This window comes from Neobacillus jeddahensis (assembly GCF_000612625.1).
Classification (GTDB): domain Bacteria; phylum Bacillota; class Bacilli; order Bacillales; family Cytobacillaceae; genus Neobacillus; species Neobacillus jeddahensis.
Genome location: NZ_CCAS010000071.1, coordinates 1 through 20,027, shown reverse-complemented (window position 1 = coordinate 20,027; position 20,027 = coordinate 1). Strand labels below are relative to the sequence as shown.

Genomic DNA, 20,027 nt, shown 5'->3' with positions numbered 1-20,027 from the left:
AAAAAAGCACCCATATTTATATGAGTGCTTGTCCGTTTTATTTAGATTGCTGCTTGTTCATGGCAGCCATCATTTGATTGATTTTCTTTTGCGAAGGTTTCATACCCATCTGCATCATCATCATTTTTAACATTTGTTCATTGATTGGCGGATTTTTCTTTAAGTAGCTCATCATATATTTACGAGCAATGAAAAATCCTAGCGCTACACCAGCTGCTAATGCTAGTATACCAACTAGAATGTAATAACCCATTAAACTTCCTCCTTCATGTTGTCTACCATACAGTGTACTAAATAAAACGGGATAAGACAATATCTCATTGCAATTAGATAAATTTTCTTTCTTTAATTGGCTTTAACCAGCCATATCTCTCATGATCAAGATCAAGTGCTAGGAAGGAAGATTCACATTTTCGCAGGACTTCAAAAAAGGCGGTCTCTGCTTCATAACTTCCTTGTGCATCAATAGTAATTAAATCTTGAAAAACTTCTACTCTTGCCGTGCTTAGTTTTCCGCTTAACGACAGCATATATGCACCATGGTCCGCTTTAAATCCTTTAATTTTCCCGAGCTGCTTTTGAATGAGCTGATGAATCTTAAGTACTTCTACTCGTTTCGTTATATAAGTAATTTGTTTTTGTGTAATAAACTTAAACTCACCGTCAGCCATTTGATGTTCCTGAAACAATTGATAGAATAAGCGTTCTCTTCCGAAGTAATGGGCGGCAAATTCATCTTCTATTAAATAAAGCTGATATTTTCTCACCACTGTTCTCCCCTTCGTTGAATCCCTTTTTACTATTATAAAAAAACAGACCCGAAACATTTGTCTTACGGCGGCAAAAACTTTCACTTTTTTTGTCGATTAGAAAATTCCTACTTGAATTATCTATATATTCTGTTGTTTTTTTTCGAAATCCTTTAATTTTATCGTTTTGTTCATAATATTGTAACAAAGGTAGGTTTGGAGGAAAGCTACGTTCGGGATCATTGGCTTAAAATTGATGAAGATTGGCCCTTTTTTCAAAGCTATTTTACTTTTTTAGATATTTCTACACCAAAAAAGGAGAACGGATCTCCGCTCTCCTCTTGATACACGATATTACTTTTGCAAGAGTGCCTTCACGCGCGCTACTACGTTATTCACAGTGAAGCCGTATTCTTCCATAATTTTTTCTCCAGGTGCAGAAGCTCCGAATTGGTCAATCGCCAATACATCGCCTTCATCACCAGTATATTTATGCCATCCGAAAGATGCGCCCACTTCGATTCCAAGACGTTTTTTCACATTCTTTGGAAGCACAGAGTTTTTGTATTCTTGCGATTGTTGCTCAAAGCGATCCCATGATGGCATGCTTACGACTGATACGTGAACGCCTTCACCTGCAAGAGCTTTTTGAGCTTCAACAGCAAGGCTTACTTCAGAACCAGTGGCTAAAATTAATGCATCAGGAGTGTCTCTTTCAGAAGGAGAAACCACATATGCCCCTTTTGAAACGCCTTCGTATGCATTGACATCTGTAGCTTTTAATGTTGGTAAATCTTGACGAGTCAATACAAGTGCTGTTGGTTTATTCGTTGATTCAACAGCAAGTTTCCAAGCAGCAGCAGTTTCATTACCATCTGCCGGACGAATGATTGATAAACCTGGCATAGCTCTTAAAGCAGCAAGCTGTTCAATTGGTTCGTGAGTTGGGCCATCTTCTCCAACTGCAATGCTATCATGCGTGAATACGTAAGTGACTGGTAATCCCATTAATGCAGCTAGTCGAATGGCTGGGCGTAAGTAGTCAGAGAAAACAAAGAATGTTCCACCAAATACTTTAACACCACCATGAAGAGCAATACCGTTCATGGCTGCACCCATTGCAAATTCACGAACACCAAACCAGATATTCCGACCTTCGTAAGAACCTGGCATATAATCTACTGTCCCTTTAATCATTGTTTTATTAGAACCAGCAAGGTCAGCCGATCCACCGATAAAGATAGGTAGATTTTTCGCAATTCCATTCAATACTTCAGCAGAAGACGCACGGCTTGCAAGACCCTTTCCTTCCGGATATACAGGAACATCTTTATCCCAGCCAGCTGGTAGTTCATTGCTCAAGGCTTGCTCTAACTGAGTTGCAAGTTCAGGATATTCCTTTTTATATTGAGCAAAAAGGTCATTCCATTCTTTTTCCTTTTTCTCACCATTTTCAAGGATGAGGTTTTTGAAGTTATCATAGACGTCTTGTGGTACATGGAAATCTTCCTCAAAAGTCCACTTATACGCTTCTTTTGTAAGCTTCAGTTCATCTGCTCCAAGTGGTGCACCGTGAACGCCAGATGTTCCGGCACGGTTTGGTGATCCATAGCCAATAACTGTTCTAACTTCAATCATTGTAGGACGGTCTAGGTCATTTCTTGCATCTTCAAGTGCTTTAGAGATTTCTTCAAGATTATTACCATCTTCTACACGAAGATATTGCCAACCATATGATTGGAAACGATCTTTAACACTTTCAGAGAAAGATTTATTTAAATCTCCATCTAGAGAAATATCATTAGAATCATATAGTACGACTAAGCGGCCTAATTTCAAGTGACCTGCAAGTGAAGCCGCTTCCGCAGATACACCCTCCATTAAGTCACCATCTCCGCAAATACTGTATGTAAAATGGTTCACAAGTTCAAACTGTTCTTTATTATAAACACTTGCAACATGACGCTCCGCCATTGCCATTCCGACTGCCATTGCAATCCCTTGACCAAGTGGACCTGTAGTTGCTTCTACGCCTTCTGTATGACCAAATTCAGGGTGACCTGGTGTTTTACTACCCCACTGACGGAATTGTTTTAAGTCATCCATACTTAAGTTATAGCCTGATAAATGAAGCATGCTATACAATAATGCAGAACCATGACCTGCTGATAAAACAAAACGATCACGGTTAAACCATTTTGGATTCTTCGGGTTGTGGTTCATGAAGCGAGTCCATAACGTATAGGTCATAGGCGCCGCACCCATTGGCATTCCTGGGTGACCTGAGTTTGCTTTCTCGATTGCATCAATGGCAAGCGTACGAATTGAAGTTACTGATAATTCATCAATTGTATTAAACATGAAATACATCCTTTCTTGATCCCTAATACTAATACACCTTTAATATTATATTGCTACAGCTATTAATTCAACCAATTGGACTAAAATAAGAAATAAAAGTCATATTATTGTTTATTTTGTACTAATTGGTAGAGTCTATGTAGCACGAAATAAAAAACCTCGCCAAAGGGCGAGTAAATCCATTTGTTAATAGTCAAAAAGCAAGTTGTTGAATATCTTCACAAAAAGCAACGAGATCTGAACCAAACATTTGCTTTATCAGGGCTTTTAATGAAGATTATTTTTCTTTCTGATTTTTATCTTTTCAGGGGTAACATCGTTCCCTTCTGGGTCGATGAATTTCGTATTTGTTAATGTATCAAGCATATTTGAACGGAAAGTAGTTAAATACTCACTTCTTAATTTTGATTGTTCTTTCGCTTCTAACTCTGTTAATCCTGTTGATTTCGCTTTTCTTGCTAGTTCGTTGATTCGAGCCATTTTTTCTTTTGACAGCATTCAAGAACCACCTTTCTACTAATTCAGCCACTTGATTTTACTAAAAAACCCCCCTGCTGACAAGGCAGAAGGCTTATTCATCTTGAAGCTCCGTATATTCCTGATATCTCCTATGTACAGTTGCTTTTGAGATGTTATAGCCAAATCCTCTAAGGGTGGCAGCTATTTCAGCAAAGGTTAAGTCATTTTTTCGCAACCGAATAATTTGCTCAATCGGCACCTCAATTTTATCCCTGCCGGAAGAACCGCCGAGATTCTTTAAATTTTTTTCTGGTTTATATCCTTGCTCCACAGCCCTTTTCATCCCACGCTTTATTTTCACGTTATGAAGCTTTCTTTGGTATTCCTCAACCATACTAACAATTTTTAACACCATCGAATCCGATTCTGACAACTCTAGTTCACCACTATGGGAAATACTATAGAGTTTTATTCCTTCTTTTATGATGCAGTGTAGCAGGGCAATTTTAGCATTTCCTCTCCCAAGCCGTGTTTCGTCCTGGATTAATAATGCCTGCACCTGTGGATCTTTGATTCGCTCTAATACCTGTAGTATACCTTCTCGTTCAAAATCATATCCACTCGCTTGTTCTTTAATAATAGAATCAATTTCAAATTGATACTGATTTGCAAGTTGGATTAATTCCTCTTCTTGACGTTTTAATGATGTTTCCTGAGTATCTTTATTCGTACTCACACGGCAATATATAATAGCTTTCATAAAGCTTCCTTTCTATTCTTCAGGGGCACTGGCTAACTCTGTTGTTGTCACTGTTGAATTGTTTTTACCAACTGGAATGATAATTTCCTCACCGGGATAAATTTGATCAGATATATTTTCGTTATGTTTCTTTACCCAACTGACGAACTCGGCATGGGATAAAGAATGCTGTTTAGCAAATTGATCAGAAATCGTCCAAAGTGAATCGCCTTCTGTTATTTTTATTTTCATATATTTATCCTGGCCATCCGTATGGTGTTTAAATGATAATAGCAAAGCTAATGAGAAGCTCAAAAGAATAAGAGTAATAGCATACGAGTATTGTTTCCATAATTTTTTCATATTTCCGCACCTCTTATAAGAATATATGTTCCCTTTTATATGTTTTTATTATAATCCGAACATTTGTTTGTTGTCAACCTCATTTTCGAACTTATGTTTGTATATGATAGTAGGACATGCTATAATAAAGACAACATTAACCAGGTGAGGTGCAATTTATCATGGGAAAAATATCAAAACGGCAGCAAGACATCCTGGATTTCATTAAAGATGAGGTTAGGAGTAAGGGATACCCACCTTCAGTCAGAGAAATTGGCGAAGCAGTTGGTCTAGCATCAAGCTCTACAGTGCATGGTCACTTAGCAAGGTTAGAGAGCAAAGGACTTATTCGACGGGATCCTACTAAACCAAGAGCTATTGAAATATTAGAGGTTGATGCTGCAGCACATATTCCAAGGAACAAAGTAGTCAATGTTCCAGTTGTTGGGAAAGTTACTGCAGGTTTGCCTATCACAGCCATTGAAAATGTAGAAGAGTACTTTCCCCTTCCTGAGAGCTTAGCTCCAGCTGATGAACAGGTGTTTATGCTAGAAATCATGGGTGAAAGTATGATAGAAGCTGGTATTCTTGATGGGGACTACGTTATTGTTAAACAGCAACAAACAGCTAATAACGGGGAAATTGTTGTAGCAATGACCGAGGAAGACGAAGCAACTTGTAAACGATTTTTCAAAGAAAAAGACTATATTCGGTTACAACCAGAAAATTCAACTATGGACCCTATTATCTTAAGAAATGTTTCTATTTTAGGAAAAGTTATTGGGGTATATCGCCATATTCATTAATAAAGAGCTGAGATCCAGCTCTTTTTCTATTGGGAAAATTCCAGCAAATCCAATTTATCGCTATAAAAATATTGAAAATCCAGTATTTTTACTCATTCTCATATTGTTAATATTTAATATAATAGTATTACACCATGATTTACCTTAGGTCCCAAAATCTAGGCTTAAGGAGTGTGAGAAACTGTGTTAGCGAACATTATTTTCTCTGTAGTGATTGGTGGGTCAGTAGGGCTAGTCGGACATGTTCGAAAGAACGGAAAACTCGTTATGCCACGAAAAACAAAAAGATTTCTTTATCTCGGTTTTATGGAAGAAGTACTTCTTGGTGCCATCGCCGCTCTTCTACTTGCTCTGTATACAGCACCTAATTCATTCGTAGAAATGATTATTTACTCCCTTATTGCAGGAATTGCTGGTGATACGATCCTTATTAGATTAAATCTAGTTAATCATGACAATGAGAAATAACTAAAACCTTCACCCAGTAGGGAATCCTCCTTACTGGGTATTAATCCCATTACAATTCTCAAAGTCAAAATTAATACTTATCTTTTAAAAAAGCCTCGCCGCAGAATGCGACAAGGCCATTACATATTAATATACACTTAAATATTGATCGCGTTCCCATTGGTGAACGACGGTTCTAAACATATCCCATTCAATTTCTTTCGCTTCAACAAAATGCTCTAAGATGTGCTCGCCAAGGCCAGACACGATTACCTCATCAGCTTGAAGTATATCTAATGCTTGCGCCAAAGTTGCTGGAAGATCGATGATACCCTCTTCTAATCTTTCATCCTTGCTCATTACATAGATATTACGGTCAACTGGTGCTGGAGGAGTTAATTTATTTTTAATTCCATCAAGACCAGCTTTTAATAGAACAGCCATTGCAAGGTATGGATTTGCAGATGGATCAACGCTTCTTACTTCAACACGTGTGCTCAATCCACGTGAAGCAGGAATACGAATTAATGGTGAACGGTTTCTAGCAGACCATGCCACATAGCAAGGTGCTTCATAGCCAGGTACCAAACGCTTATATGAGTTTACAGTTGGATTCGTTACAGCTGTAAAGGCTGGAGCGTGCTTTAAGATCCCAGCAATGAATTGACGAGCCGTGTCGCTTAATTCAAGGTTACCAGTTGGCTCGTAGAATGCATTTTGACCACCTTTAAATAATGAAAGGTTCATGTGCATTCCAGATCCATTGACACCGAACAATGGTTTTGGCATGAAGGTTGCGTGTAAGCCGTGCTTCCGTGCAATCGTCTTAACCACTAGTTTAAATGTTTGGATTTGGTCACATGCTGTTAGGGCATCTGCATATTTGAAATCAATTTCATGTTGCCCTGGAGCAACTTCATGGTGAGATGCTTCAATTTCAAAGCCCATTTCCTCTAACTCTAGAACAATATCACGACGGCAGTTTTCACCTAAATCTGTAGGTGCTAAATCAAAGTATCCACCTTGGTCGTTTAATTCTAAAGTTGGGTCACCTTTTTCATCTAATTTAAACAAGAAAAATTCAGGTTCTGGTCCAAGGTTGAAGTTTGTGAAACCAAGCTCTTCCATTTCCTTCAATACTCTTCTTAAGTTATTACGTGGGTCACCTTCAAATGGTTGTCCTTCAGGAGTATAAATATCACAAATTAAACGAGCAACTTTTCCTTTTTCAGCAGTCCAAGGGAATACCACCCATGTATTAAGATCAGGGTAAAGGAGCATATCTGATTCTTCAATACGTACGAATCCTTCAATAGAAGAACCATCAAACATCATTTTGTTATCAAGTGCTTTTTCGAGCTGACTAATAGGAATTTCCACATTTTTGATCGTTCCGAGAATGTCGGTAAATTGAAGACGGATAAATTTCACATTCTCCTCTTTAGCTAAACGTTGAATATCTTCTCTTGAATACTTTGCCATTTTAATTCCCCCTATTTTTTAAAAAAAGAATCATCATGATTTAATGGAAAAATCGAGACATATCGCCTTGGCGTAATGTAGATCGATTGTTTCTGCCTGAATGCATTAACTCGTTACGAAGCAACTTTCTTAGTTGCTCATCGGTTAATTCTTGTTTGACTTTTTCAGTTTGGGTTTCAACTTTATTTTGCTGCTGTACCTTTATCAAGAACAATTGCTTGATTCCAGCCATATTTATACCCTGGTCAATCAAATCTTTAATTTCTAATAATCTATCAATGTCATTTAAACTAAACATTCGTCTGTTACCATCTGTTCTAGCTGGAGAGATCAATTGGTGTTCTTCATAATAACGGATTTGCCTTGCGGTTAACTCTGTTAATTGCATGACGGTACCGATGGGAAACAATGGCATGGAACGACGAATTTCTTTTCCACTCACCAAATTTCTCCTCCCTTTTGTAAATCATATTGCTATTATATTTCGTGTAAGAAAAGATGTCAATCATATGTTAGATTTTCTAACATGGTTTTTTAAAAATAAGAGGACAACAGTTTTGTATGTTGTCCTTTCATTATTTTTCCTTATTTTAAGTTGATTAATTCTTTTTCTATTAATTGGTCGACTGCCAGACAAATAGCCATTTTCACATGTGAATAGGTTAAACCACCCTGTACATAAGCAACATAAGGTGGTCTTAACGGGCCATCTGCCGTAAGTTCAATACTTGCCCCTTGAATGAAAGTCCCTGCAGCCATGATGACATCATCTTCATACCCAGGCATATAACTTGGATGTGGAGTCACATACGAATTGATCGGTGAGGCAAATTGGATCGCTTGGCAAAAAGCAATCATTTTCTCCCGGTCATCAAATTGAACGGACTGTATGAGGTCTGTCCTGGTCACATCCCATTTTGGTGATGAATTCATCCCCAATTTTTCTAAAAGCGCTGCTGTAAAGACAGCGCCTTTTAACGCTTGACCTACTACATGTGGGGCAAGAAAGAAACCTTGATACATCTCCTGAAGACTATAAAGAGAAGCACCTGCCTCAGCCCCAATCCCTGGAGATGTCATCCGATAGGAGCATGCCTCAACCCATTGTTTTTTCCCAACCAGATATCCGCCTGTCTTTGCGATTCCTCCACCTGGATTTTTAATTAAAGAGCCTGCCATTAGATCCGCCCCAACATGACATGGCTCAAGCTCCTCTACAAATTCCCCATAACAGTTATCAACAAAGACGACGACATCTGGTTTGATTTCTTTCACAAATGTTATCATTTGACCAATCTCTTCAACAGTGAACGATGGTCTAGTCGCATAGCCTTTTGAACGCTGAATGCCTATCATTTTCGTATTTGGTTTTATTTTTTGGGCTACTGCATCCCAATTGATTCCACCTTCACAGGTTAATGCAACACTATCATAAGAAATGCCGAATTCCTTTAATGAACCAATTCCATTACCTCGTATGCCAACTATTTCTTCAAGGGTATCATAAGGTTTTCCCGTCATATACAAGAGTTCATCACCAGGACGAAGGACCCCAAATAAGGCAATTGAAATGGCGTGTGTACCGGAAATGATTTGTGGACGGACAAGTCCCGCTTCCCCCCCAAAGACGTCTGCATAAACCAATTCCAACGTGTCTCTGCCGATATCGTCATACCCATATCCAGTTGACGGAATAAAATGTGAATCGCTAACTCGATGTTTTTGAAAACTTTTCAATACCCTAAATTGATTTGTTTCTATTCTTTCGTCGATTGCTTTATGGACCTCAGCAATTTGTTGCTCCACATTCCTCACAATTGGCTGAAGCTTTTCCCCATTTTTTAACTCTTGAAACATGTTATTACTCCTATCTATTCTGAGAATTTCTGTAATTGTCCTGTTATTTGATGATCCTCGAGTGTATAGCCCTTACAACGATAAAATTGACCTTCTTCATCAAAGAGAAGTTCCCTTAATATCGTCTCATTTTTTAATTGTGATAGCAGCTTGCCTTCTGTTGAGGGTACTTCCACATCGTACCGCTTCATCATCGCCATCACAACTTTCTCCATTTTCTCCTTGAGCGCATGACGATCCCCTTCGTCAAATGCACTGATAAACACAGATTCCGTTTCAGCAGTTGGAACAAAATCTGGATGCTGGATATCTTTCTTATTATAAACCGTAATTTGCGGGATCTCTTTGACTTCTAAGTCATCCAGCAGTTTTTTGACTGTCTTTTCATGGTGGTAATAATCTGGGTTGGACATATCCACAACATGTAAAAGTAGGTCTGCCTCCCTTACTTCTTCCAATGTTGATCGAAAAGCAGCAATTAGTGTCGTTGGAAGATCTTGAATAAACCCAACGGTGTCAGTAATCAGAGACATGAATCCACTTGGTAAAATTAATTTACGTGTCATCGGATCTAATGTGGCAAATAATTGATTTTCCTCGTAGGATTCTGCTTCGGATAAACGATTGAATAGTGTTGATTTTCCAGCGTTCGTATAACCCACAATCGCGACTTGAAACGCTTTATTTTTCTTTCTTCTTTCGCGGTATCGTTCACGGTGCTGTACGATGACCGACAGTTGACTCTTTATATCGTCAATCCTCCGGCGAATATGACGGCGATCCGATTCTAACTTTGTTTCCCCTGGGCCTCTTGTTCCGATCCCTGCCCCAAGACGTGATAAAGCAGTCCCTTGGCCAGCAAGGCGTGGAAGTATGTATTGTAGCTGCGCTAGTTCAACTTGTAATTTTCCTTCTTTCGACCGAGCTCTTTGCGCAAAGATATCTAGGATCAGTTGGGTCCGATCAATAATCCGCGCGTTAATGGCAGCAGAAAGATTCCTCTTTTGGCTCGGAGATAATTCGTCATTAAAAATAACGATATCTGCTTCCAGTTCATCGACGAGTACATTTAGTTCTTCAACTTTCCCTTTCCCAATATATGTTGCAGGGTGAACTCTGTCTCGTTTTTGGATGACAGAAGCCAATACTTCCCCTTGGGCAGTCTCGGTTAACGCCCCTAACTCTTCCATCGAATAATCAAATCGTAATTCATCTTCGGCATTTGTATGGCAGCCCACGAGAATCGCTTTTTCATGCGTTTCCTTCTGGTTCACTAGGCACCCTTCCTTCCTTAAAAGCTATACCTCTCATCATAACAAAAAACAGTTATATTCTCTAATCCCCCCTATTTTTATTGATTTTAAAAAAATGATTGTAATTTTTTACTGCCGTGTTAAAATTTTATTGTTTGTAATGCATAAATTTTACTATTAACATATTGTTTTTGTAACTATGACCAAGGGGAATCGGACAGAATGACGTGGGAAGTTTTAAGTATGATTGGCACAATTGCTTTTGCTGTTAGCGGCGCAATCGTGGCAATGGAAGAAGAATATGATATTTTAGGGGTATATATTCTAGGTATCGTAACCGCTTTCGGAGGCGGAGCGATTCGAAATCTGCTTATTGGGGTACCTGTTTCTGCCTTATGGGAACAAGGTTTATTTTTTCAAATTGCCTTATTGTCGATTACTGCTGTGTTTCTATTTCCTAGCAATCTTCTGAAACACTGGCAAAAATGGGGCAACCTCTTCGACGCAATTGGCTTATCAGCCTTTGCGATTCAGGGAGCAATCTATGCTGCGAATATGAATCATCCATTAAGCGCTGTAATTGTCGCCGCTGTATTAACAGGTATAGGTGGCGGAATAATCCGTGATTTATTAGCGGGCAGGAAGCCAATTGTCCTAAGAGCTGAAATATATGCTGTATGGGCAATCTTAGTTGGTCTATCAATCGGATTGAAGCTGGTCACGGATCCTTGGGAATTATATAGCTTATTTGTTGTTGTCACCGTGTTGCGCGTTCTTTCCTACACCTTTGATTGGAAACTCCCTTCACGAAGACTAAGTGCCCAATAAATTTAAATACGAAAATCGGCGGATTTTGTGTCCCGCCGATTTTTTTAATCCTCCTCAAATACCAAATCATTACTTCTGATTGTCATTAATTCATGCCGATCATAGCTATTTAGCATCAACAGTCGCATCGCTTGTGCCCGAACTGACTTCTCAATTACATTGCGTACGTATCTCCCGTTTGAAAAACTTTTCGGATTCAACACGGCCTTTACCCAAATTAAATGATCCTTTAATTTTTTTTCAGCTTCATGACTCAAAGTGTACTCTCGCTCAATTAACATTCTGCCTGCAATATCCATCAATTGCTCAATATTATAGTCTGGAAAATCTACAACCAAGGGGAACCGTGAATGAAGGCCTGGATTTAAGGTTAGAAAATGATCCATTTCTCGAGAATAGCCTGCGAGAATTAAGATAAATTCATGCTGCTTATCCTCCATGTGCTTCACAAGTGTATCAATGGCCTCTTTACCAAAATCCTTTTCCCCGCCACGCCCTAAGGAGTAGGCTTCGTCGATAAAGAGAATTCCCCCTTGTGCTTTTTTTATGAGATCCCGTGTTTTTTGTGCTGTATGGCCAATATACTCACCCACCAGATCGGCACGCTCAGCTTCGATTAAGTGCCCCTTGGAAAGAACACTCATTTTTTGAAAGAGTTTGCCGATTAACCGAGCTACTGTTGTTTTGCCTGTTCCTGGATTTCCTTTAAACATCATATGGAGCGCTTGCTTTCTTGCTTTCAGCCCCATTTCTTCCCGCTTTTTGTTGACGTATATCCATGCATAAATTTCCTTTATCATTCGTTTCATTTCTTCCATACCAACCAAGGCCCCAAGCTCTTCTTCTATTTCCTTAAGGGCAGAGTGCTCAGGGGGTATGACCTTTGGAACAACTTGAAAATCAGGTACCTCTTTTCTTAGTGCTTTTGCTTCTTGTGAATTGAGTACCACCCTTATTTGCCCGTTACTTTTCGTACGAAATGGTTGATCCAAAGCTATCACCTCTCATTTTTGCAAACAATATACGTATAGTAGCAAGTTTAAGCTACTCAGAAGTGTTAAATGTTAGGCATATTCCTTCACTCTATGTGTATTCACAAATCATGAATTTCATTAAAAAAGATTTTCCTGTTTTGCATCATATTCCATATGAACAAAAAGAGCCCACCGGCAGTGGACTCTTTTTGTGATCAACTATTTTATTGGTTTTCCAATTCGAGATGAACATTTCTTTGTGGTGCAAAGGTTGAAATCGCATGTTTGTATACTAACTGCTGTTTCCCCTCTGATTCAAAAAGAACAGTAAAATTATCAAATCCCTTGATTTGTCCTCTTAATTGAAAACCATTTAGAAGGAACACCGTGACATGGATATTGTCTTTACGGCACTGATTTAAAAATTGATCTTGAATATTAATGATTGTTTTCATTTGAATATCCTCCTCTTTTTCTCTACTAATATGTATTCGATTTTACTTGAAGCTTTCCTTCAACATAATGTGAAATTTCCGCTATTTTTTTTGGGAAATTGTTCACATCTGTCATCTCAAACCATTCTACATCCATTTTGTTCCGAAACCAAGTCAATTGCCTTTTTGCATATCTTCTGGAATTTTGTTTCAACTGGTCGACAGCTTCAGACCATGTCACTCTTCCATCCAAATAGGCATAAATTTCTTTATAGCCAATCGCTTGAATCGACTGGCAATCACGCAAGTCTTGTTGATATAAGCCTTTGACTTCATCTAAAAGCCCTTCTGCTACCATCAATTCAACTCTTGTATTAATACGATTATACAACATTTCCCGTTCCATCGTTAATCCGACTAGCGCCGTATTATACAAAAGTTCGGGCAGTTGTGTACGTTGGTATTCCTGCATCGTCTTGCCAGTTAGCTTAACTATTTCAAGTGCTCGGATGACCCTTCTTACATTATTCGGATGAATATGTGCTGCACTTTCTGGATCCACCTCAATTAATTCTTGATGAAGTGCTTCATTTCCAATTACCTTTACTCTTTCTTCCAACTCCTGGCGAAACACCTCATCCCCTGGAACATCAGAAAATTGATAATCGTAAATAACAGACTGAATATACAGTCCTGTCCCACCAACAATGATAGGAAGCTTTCCCTTTTGGGCAATTTCATTTATTTTCTTCCTGACGAGAAGTTGAAATTCTGCCACCGAGAAATTTTCAGCAGGTTCCTTGATATCGATTAAATGATGGGGAATCCCCTCCATTTCATCCTTCGTTACTTTTGCCGTCCCGATATCCATCCCACGATAAATTTGCATGGAATCGCCACTAATAATTTCACCATTATAGCGCTTAGCCATTTCAATACTTAATTTTGTTTTTCCTACTGCGGTCGGTCCGATAATCACTAATAAGTTTTGGTTTGAATCCAATATTTTCACACTGCCTTATCCCATTTTCACTACATAGAGGTATCATCTTCCCACATTAACAAACTGCTTAATCATCGCCATAATTTTTTCTGATGAAAGTCGTTTGCAAAACTGTCTCATTTCCCTCTACCTTCTATATCCTAACACAATTTATAAAAGCAGTTGAACATCAAACAAGTATGTACAAAAAAATACTTTTCTATGCGTGATTTAAAAATGATTTTTTTATCCACTTTCCTTCCAAAGATGAAAAATATTTCATTTAAATTTACAAAACGGTAACGGTTCATTTACAAACGTCTTTTCACCCCCACATTCATGTTAGGCTTAACCGTAGCTTATAGTGAATTAAATTTTGAGGAATTAGGTGAACAAAATGATTTCTAATTTTGATATAGGAATTGACTTAGGGACAGCAAATATATTGGTATATAGTAAAAATAAAGGAATTGTTCTAAATGAGCCATCCGTCGTGGCGATCGATACAGTAACGAAAAATATTGTGGCCGTAGGACTTGAAGCAAAAGAAATGATCGGAAAAACACCAGAAAAAATTGTGGCGATCCGACCATTAAGAGATGGGGTTATCGCAGATTTTGATGTAACCACGGATATGTTGAAACATGTGATGCGTAAGGCGTCAAAAAAAATGGGTTTTGCCCTTCGAAAACCAAATGTGGTTGTATGTATACCGTCAGGCTCCACAAGTGTTGAGCAGAGAGCGATTCGAGATGCTGTAAAAAATGCCGGTGCAAAGAATATATCCTTGATTGAAGAACCGGTTGCAGCAGCGATTGGGGCAGGGCTGCCAGTGGATGAGCCCGTTGCTAATGTCGTTGTAGACATCGGTGGCGGCAATACAGAAGTAGCGATTATATCCTTCGGGGGTGTGGTGGCGTGCCATTCAATTAAAGTCGGTGGTGATCGCCTTGATGATGATATTATTCAACATGTTCGAAAAGAGTATAACGTTTTGATTGGTGAACGGACCGCTGAAAATATTAAAATGCAAATCGGTTATGCCCTCATTGATCACGAGGAAATGTTTATGGATATTAGAGGACGTGACCTTGTCTCAGGCTTACCTAAAACCATTACTCTATCATCCTATGAAGTTCGTATTGCCATGAAAGAAGCACTCCTTCATATTCTTGAAGCTGTCCGTGCAACGCTAGAGGATTGTCCCGCCGAGCTCAGCGGTGATATTGTTGATCGCGGTGTGATTTTAACTGGTGGTGGTGCCTTATTAAATGGGATGGAAAAATGGCTTAGTGAAGAAATGTTCGTTCCAGTTCAACTGGCAGCGAATCCACTTGAATCTGTTGTAGTTGGTACTGGACAAGCACTGCAATTTATCAATAAACTTCAGACAGCTGTAAAATAATATTTGCAAATAACAAAGAGACTGCGGATTCATAATCCAGCAGTCTCTTATTCTAATCACTAGAAGAAGAATGGGGCAAAAGCAAATCCTACAAACGGAAAGAAAACCGGTGGTCTGAAAAACGGTGGTCTAAAAAATGGGCGTGGACCAAAAAAACCATAACCATATCCATCATGTGAACTAGAAGGACTCATTTCTTCAATCTCAAGTCCGTCTTTTCTCACTTCAACAACTCTGCCAATTGTCCATTCCCCTTGATTATTTTTAAAGTGAATCATTCTCCCCTTTAACTGTCCTGCTTGATTAAAATTTAATTGCACTCGAAATCACCTCCTAATATAGTTCTTATATCAATTTATGGAGGTTGTCCTATTTGTGGAAAGGCAAACAACTAGTCTGTTACAATTATTCTCAATCTTCGTGTAATGTTAATACTCGAATTTTCCAGGCTCCTATTAAACACCAAAAAGAGAAGAACCGTTTTTGAAAAATGATTCTTCTCTTTTCTTACATCATTTTCAGAATTCATCCAAGCCCTCGTTCATATATTAATTAGAGGTGATTGAAATGGATAAGCATCTGCAACAAACATTTGATTTCCGTTTTGTCAAAATTGGTGCTATGGTTAATGGCGGAGTTTTGCAAATCGGCACTGGATCTGGACATAAACAACGAACCCAACCTTCTGCATATACTACAGTTGGAACTACATTAATTCATCTAGGAGCACCAATAGAATTTGCGGTCCCATTACAAGCTCCAGTACGTCCAAAATTATAAGATTTTACCCTTTACAAGTGGCTCAGCCACTTTTCATTATTTCTATGACCTTAGATAAATATAGCCATGTGACTGAAAATTTACAAACAAATTCAGCTGAACGGTTTTCAAGCGCACTAAAAAATGACCTTTAAGCAAGGAATGTGGTCATAACGTGGTCAAAACAATAAAAATAAAAGGTGAAACCTTTATTTCGTAAGGGTTTCACCTTTATAATAATTACATCACCCGTTTGAACATTTTTTCCATCTCATAGACGGAATAGTGGACAATAATGGGTCTTCCATGTGGACAGGTAAACGGATCAGACGCTTTCCGTAAATCATCTAATAAGGCCTGGATTTCATCATTCCGTAAATGACGATTAGCTTTTATGGAAGCCTTACAGCTCATCATGATCGCCGCTTCCTCGCGTAGTTTTTTTATATCTACTTTTTTCATTATGAGGAGCTGCTCAATCATATCTTCAATGATTTGCTTTTCATCCCCTTTTGGAAGCCACTGTGGGTGCGAGCGAACAATAAAACTATTTAGCCCAAATTCTTCAAGAAAAACGCCGACCTTTTCAAGTTCACTTTGGTACTCCATGATCTTTAGATATTCATCTGTAGAATACTCAAACGTTAAGGGGACGAGCATTTCCTGTAATTCTGACTGGACCTGTCCGACCTTTTCACGGAAATATTCATATTTAAGGCGCTCTTGTGCGGCATGCTGATCAATAATATATAAGCCATTTTCATTTTGGGCAAAAATATAGGTGCCATGCATTTGACCAATAGGATACAATCGAGGAATTCTACTCGTCGTTTCTGTTTGAGCTGTCTCCCCCTCATTGACCCCTTTTTGATTTAATGGTTCCTCTTCCATTTCATTCAGATGATCGGATTCTTCCACCAAGTGATCGGTTTGTGAAAACGGAGCGCTCCATTCGACTTCCGTCGGTTTAATTTGCACTCCTGATGGTTGCTGACCTTCAATCTGCGAGTTTGTCGCAATCGGTTCTAACTCCCGAACCGTTTGACTAGTAGCAACCCAATCATATCGTTCTACTTTAGGCGGAGTTCCTTCATCTAATGTTAAACTAGTCTGTTCTGATTTAACTTCTTCTTTTTTCACCGGTGTGTAGGCCGTTGGAATTAAGATTCTTGATTTAAAGGCATCCTTTATCAGCTTTGTGACAAGCTCATTTAATTCCGCTTCCTTACTTATACGGACCTCCATTTTAGAAGGATGCACATTCACATCCACGAGGAGTGGATCCATTTCGATATTCAGTAGCACTATCGGAAATCGCCCGATTGGGAGCAAGGTGTGATATCCTTCTTGAATCGCTTTTGCTAAAGGATAATTCTTAATAAATCGCCCATTAATCATTGTTGAAATATAGTTTCGCGACGCTCTGGTTACCTCTGGCATCGAGGCAAATCCACTAATCGTATAATCCAGCGATTGACCTGTGATCGGGATCAGCTGCTTAGCAATCGCCATCCCGTAAATGGAGGCAAGGACTTGGCGAACATCACCGTTCCCCGTCGTTTGTAACAATTTTCGCTCATTGTGGATTAACCGGAATGCCACTTCTGGATGTGACAGGGCTAACCTGTTCACGACATCGGTAATATTGCCGAGTTCCGTATGAATGGTCTTCATGTATTTCAAACGTGCAGGTGTATTGAAAAATAAATCGGTAATCGTTATATCCGTACCCCTTCGTGCCGACGCTTTTTCAAACACTTCTACTTTCCCGCCTTCAAACACAACACGATTACCTGCCCCTTCCCCTGTTGAAGTCTTCATTTCCAATCTGGAGACAGAGGCAATACTTGGCAAAGCTTCCCCACGAAAGCCTAATGTACGAATCCGGAACAAATCATTTTCATTTTTTATTTTACTCGTGGCATGACGTTGAAAGGCGATTAACACATCTTCCTCGTCAATTCCATTTCCGTTATCGGTAATCCGGATTTTTGCAAGTCCCGCTTCTTCGACCTCTATTTCAATCACTGTACTGCCTGCATCAATGGCGTTTTCCACGAGCTCTTTAACAACAGAGGCGGGACGTTCAACTACCTCACCCGCCGCAATTTTATTTGATAGGGCATCATCTAATTGGATAATCTTCCCCATTCTCGTCACCCCCTATTTTAACTTTTTCTGAAGTTCATATAGCAGGTTAATCGCCTGAAGTGGCGTGATATCTAGTAAATCCAAATCCTTGATTTTCTCGACAACTCGTTTTTCCTTAACGGTTGGTTCATGTTTCTTCTGGGTTTGCGGTTCATCAAAAAAGGACAATTGTCCCGGTTGTTCTGGCTGCCTTTCTTCGATTACTTTTGCTGGTATCACAGGAGTGGCTTCACGATCATCCGGTTGCTCAAGTGCTGTTAATATTTCATTCGCACGGTTAATGAGCTCGGCAGGTAACTCAGCGAGCTGAGCGACATGGATCCCGTAGCTCTTATCAGCTGGACCTTCCTTTATTTTATGAAGAAAAACTACTTTTCCATTATGCTCTATCGCACTAACGTGGATATTTTTCAGGTTTGTAAGTTCTTCCTCTAAAACGGTAAGTTCATGATAATGAGTTGAAAATAAAGTTTTCGCACCAATTCGTTCATGTATATATTCAATAATCGCTTGGGCAAGTGCCATTCCATCATAGGTCGAGGTTCCCCGGCCAATTTCATCAAACAAAATTAAACTATTTTGAGTCGCATTTGTGATGGCATTTTTCGCTTCGAGCATTTCGACCATGAACGTACTTTGCCCCGAGATCAAATCATCCGCCGCCCCAATCCGGGTAAAGACTTGATCAAATATAGGCAACATGGCTTCAGTAGCTGGGACATTACAACCGATTTGAGCCAAAATGGCCGTCAAGGCGATTTGACGCATATACGTACTTTTACCGGACATATTCGGACCCGTAATCAATAAAACTTCACGATCACTGTCCATTTGGCAGTCATTCGGCACATACTCTTGCGCATTTAAGACCTTCTCGACAACTGGATGACGTCCGTCCTTTATCACCACACGACGTTCATTAGAAAACTTTGGTTTCACATAACGTCGATCTTCACTGACCTGGGCAAAGCATTGAAGAACATCTAGTTCACTAACAGCTTTAGCCAAGGCTTGCAGGCGTGGAATTTGTTCTTTCACGATCTCACGAATTCCAGAGAATAACTCGTATTCAAGTTCGCCGCATTTTTCTTCAGCCTCTAAAATCAGCGCTTCTTTTTCCTTTAAGGCCGGGGTAATAAACCGTTCTGCATTCGTTAATGTTTGCTTGCGCTCATATTGCCCTTCTTCTAATAGATGTAAATTGGCCCTCGTCACCTCGATATAATATCCAAACACACGGTTATAGCCGACCTTCAGTGATTTAATGCCTGTCTTTTCGCGCTCTTCCCGCTCAAGCTGAGCAATCCAAGTTTTTCCGTTCCGACTGGCATCACGATACTGATCCAGCTGGGCATGGTAGCCATCCCGAATCATATTGCCTTCTTTTAATGAAAGGGGCGGATTTTCTACAATCGCCTGCTCAAGTAAATCCGTTATTTCTTCACATGGATCTAGCTGCTCAGCAATTTGGACCATTTTCTCATTTTGCAGCCCGAGCAGGATTTGTTGCAAAAATGGTACTTGCATTAAAGAACGCTTTAATTGGACTAAATCACGAGCATTCACATTCCCAAATGCAACTCTTCCTGCTAAACGTTCTAAATCATAAACCTCTTTCAGTTTTTCCCGAAGCTCCTGGCGCTCAAAATAGTGATTCATGAACACTTCCACAATTGCCTGGCGTTGTTCAATATCTTGTTGGGAGATCAATGGTCTGTCAATCCAATGCTTTAACATCCGTCCGCCCATCGCTGTCATCGTTTCGTCTAACAGCCATAATAAGGAACCCTTTTTCCCTTTTGATCGTATCGTCTCAGTCAACTCAAGATTACGCTTTGAGTAATAATCAATTTTCATATATTGATGGATTTGGTAGGTGTTCACTGGCTGAAGATGGTCAAGACTTCTTTTTTGTGACCGGTATAAATAGTGAATCAACCTTGCAGCTGCTTGCTTTAATTTATCTTGATTCAAGTCTTCCAACAGGTGCGAAAAATAC

Annotated in this window: 21 protein-coding genes; 5 read left to right on the top strand and 16 right to left on the bottom strand. The window is 39.3% G+C overall.

Annotated features, from left to right (window positions below):
• Positions 1 to 37: 37 nt before the first annotated feature.
• The 6 genes from TY15_RS20370 to yneA all read right to left on the bottom strand — a co-directional run bounded on the left by TY15_RS20370 (position 38) and on the right by yneA (position 4,671).
• Positions 38 to 253: a YneF family protein gene (locus tag TY15_RS20370; RefSeq protein WP_040205118.1), complete on the bottom strand. Its 216-nt coding sequence runs from the start codon at positions 251 to 253 to the stop codon at positions 38 to 40.
• Between the two features lie 73 nt (positions 254 to 326).
• The gene (gene sirA, locus TY15_RS20365; RefSeq protein ID WP_040205116.1) at positions 327 to 767 is read right to left on the bottom strand and encodes a sporulation inhibitor of replication protein SirA; all 441 of its coding nucleotides are present in this window, start codon (positions 765 to 767) and stop codon (positions 327 to 329) included.
• 336 nt (positions 768 to 1,103) lie between these two features.
• The gene (gene tkt, locus TY15_RS20360; protein ID WP_040205115.1) at positions 1,104 to 3,110 is read right to left on the bottom strand and encodes a transketolase; all 2,007 of its coding nucleotides are present in this window, start codon (positions 3,108 to 3,110) and stop codon (positions 1,104 to 1,106) included.
• Positions 3,111 to 3,377: 267 nt separating this feature from the next.
• Complete coding sequence (locus TY15_RS20355) at positions 3,378 to 3,608, bottom strand: DUF896 domain-containing protein (RefSeq protein ID WP_040205114.1); 231 nt, start codon at positions 3,606 to 3,608, stop codon at positions 3,378 to 3,380.
• A 73-nt stretch (positions 3,609 to 3,681) separates the two neighbouring features.
• Positions 3,682 to 4,329 carry a YneB family resolvase-like protein gene (locus TY15_RS20350; protein ID WP_040205112.1) on the bottom strand — a complete coding sequence of 216 codons (648 nt, stop codon included), beginning with the start codon at positions 4,327 to 4,329 and terminating at the stop codon, positions 3,682 to 3,684.
• 12 nt (positions 4,330 to 4,341) lie between these two features.
• Entirely contained in the window at positions 4,342 to 4,671 is a 330-nt protein-coding gene (gene yneA / locus TY15_RS20345) for a cell division suppressor protein YneA (RefSeq protein ID WP_040205110.1), read from the bottom strand.
• A gap of 161 nt (positions 4,672 to 4,832) precedes the next feature.
• Between yneA and lexA the strand changes: the two genes are divergently transcribed.
• Together lexA and TY15_RS20335 are read left to right on the top strand one after the other, a co-directional pair.
• On the top strand, positions 4,833 to 5,456 hold the full coding sequence (gene lexA / locus TY15_RS20340) for a transcriptional repressor LexA (RefSeq protein ID WP_040205108.1): 624 nt from the start codon (positions 4,833 to 4,835) through the stop codon (positions 5,454 to 5,456).
• A 183-nt stretch (positions 5,457 to 5,639) separates the two neighbouring features.
• The gene (locus TY15_RS20335; protein ID WP_040205106.1) at positions 5,640 to 5,924 is read left to right on the top strand and encodes a DUF4257 domain-containing protein; all 285 of its coding nucleotides are present in this window, start codon (positions 5,640 to 5,642) and stop codon (positions 5,922 to 5,924) included.
• Positions 5,925 to 6,050: 126 nt separating this feature from the next.
• Here TY15_RS20335 and glnA read toward each other — a convergent pair whose 3' ends face one another.
• The 4 genes from glnA to hflX form a co-directional block, all read right to left on the bottom strand.
• Positions 6,051 to 7,385, bottom strand: coding sequence for a type I glutamate--ammonia ligase (gene glnA, locus TY15_RS20330; RefSeq protein WP_040205105.1), 1,335 nt, complete (start codon positions 7,383 to 7,385; stop codon positions 6,051 to 6,053).
• 40 nt (positions 7,386 to 7,425) lie between these two features.
• Entirely contained in the window at positions 7,426 to 7,827 is a 402-nt protein-coding gene (locus TY15_RS20325) for a MerR family transcriptional regulator (protein ID WP_040205141.1), read from the bottom strand.
• Between the two features lie 143 nt (positions 7,828 to 7,970).
• Positions 7,971 to 9,242 carry a methionine gamma-lyase family protein gene (locus TY15_RS20320; RefSeq protein ID WP_040205104.1) on the bottom strand — a complete coding sequence of 424 codons (1,272 nt, stop codon included), beginning with the start codon at positions 9,240 to 9,242 and terminating at the stop codon, positions 7,971 to 7,973.
• Positions 9,243 to 9,256: 14 nt separating this feature from the next.
• Positions 9,257 to 10,516: a GTPase HflX gene (hflX, locus tag TY15_RS20315; RefSeq protein ID WP_040205102.1), complete on the bottom strand. Its 1,260-nt coding sequence runs from the start codon at positions 10,514 to 10,516 to the stop codon at positions 9,257 to 9,259.
• Between the two features lie 201 nt (positions 10,517 to 10,717).
• Between hflX and TY15_RS20310 the strand changes: the two genes are divergently transcribed.
• Entirely contained in the window at positions 10,718 to 11,323 is a 606-nt protein-coding gene (locus TY15_RS20310) for a trimeric intracellular cation channel family protein (protein ID WP_040205101.1), read from the top strand.
• 44 nt (positions 11,324 to 11,367) lie between these two features.
• On the opposite strand, the gene spoVK is transcribed toward TY15_RS20310, so the two are convergent.
• The 3 genes from spoVK to miaA form a co-directional block, all read right to left on the bottom strand.
• Positions 11,368 to 12,315 (bottom strand): stage V sporulation protein K, encoded by a 948-nt coding sequence (spoVK, locus tag TY15_RS20305; RefSeq protein ID WP_040205100.1) that lies wholly within the window; start codon positions 12,313 to 12,315, stop codon positions 11,368 to 11,370.
• A 206-nt stretch (positions 12,316 to 12,521) separates the two neighbouring features.
• Positions 12,522 to 12,752, bottom strand: coding sequence for an RNA chaperone Hfq (gene hfq / locus TY15_RS20300; RefSeq protein WP_040205097.1), 231 nt, complete (start codon positions 12,750 to 12,752; stop codon positions 12,522 to 12,524).
• Between the two features lie 25 nt (positions 12,753 to 12,777).
• Positions 12,778 to 13,734, bottom strand: coding sequence for a tRNA (adenosine(37)-N6)-dimethylallyltransferase MiaA (gene miaA / locus TY15_RS20295; RefSeq protein WP_040205140.1), 957 nt, complete (start codon positions 13,732 to 13,734; stop codon positions 12,778 to 12,780).
• Positions 13,735 to 14,110: 376 nt separating this feature from the next.
• Here miaA and mreBH point away from each other — a divergent pair, with 376 nt between their 5' ends.
• Positions 14,111 to 15,118, top strand: coding sequence for a rod-share determining protein MreBH (mreBH, locus tag TY15_RS20290; protein ID WP_040205095.1), 1,008 nt, complete (start codon positions 14,111 to 14,113; stop codon positions 15,116 to 15,118).
• A gap of 59 nt (positions 15,119 to 15,177) precedes the next feature.
• Here the strand turns inward: mreBH and TY15_RS20285 are convergent, their stop codons facing one another.
• The gene (locus tag TY15_RS20285) at positions 15,178 to 15,438 is read right to left on the bottom strand and encodes a hypothetical protein (protein ID WP_040205094.1); all 261 of its coding nucleotides are present in this window, start codon (positions 15,436 to 15,438) and stop codon (positions 15,178 to 15,180) included.
• Between the two features lie 247 nt (positions 15,439 to 15,685).
• Here TY15_RS20285 and TY15_RS20280 point away from each other — a divergent pair, with 247 nt between their 5' ends.
• Positions 15,686 to 15,898: a hypothetical protein gene (locus TY15_RS20280; RefSeq protein ID WP_040205093.1), complete on the top strand. Its 213-nt coding sequence runs from the start codon at positions 15,686 to 15,688 to the stop codon at positions 15,896 to 15,898.
• Between the two features lie 219 nt (positions 15,899 to 16,117).
• Here TY15_RS20280 and mutL read toward each other — a convergent pair whose 3' ends face one another.
• Positions 16,118 to 18,028, bottom strand: coding sequence for a DNA mismatch repair endonuclease MutL (gene mutL, locus TY15_RS20275; RefSeq protein ID WP_040205091.1), 1,911 nt, complete (start codon positions 18,026 to 18,028; stop codon positions 16,118 to 16,120).
• A 12-nt stretch (positions 18,029 to 18,040) separates the two neighbouring features.
• On the bottom strand, positions 18,041 to 20,027 hold a 1,987-nt coding region (gene mutS, locus TY15_RS20270), incomplete at its 5' end, for a DNA mismatch repair protein MutS (protein ID WP_042375385.1).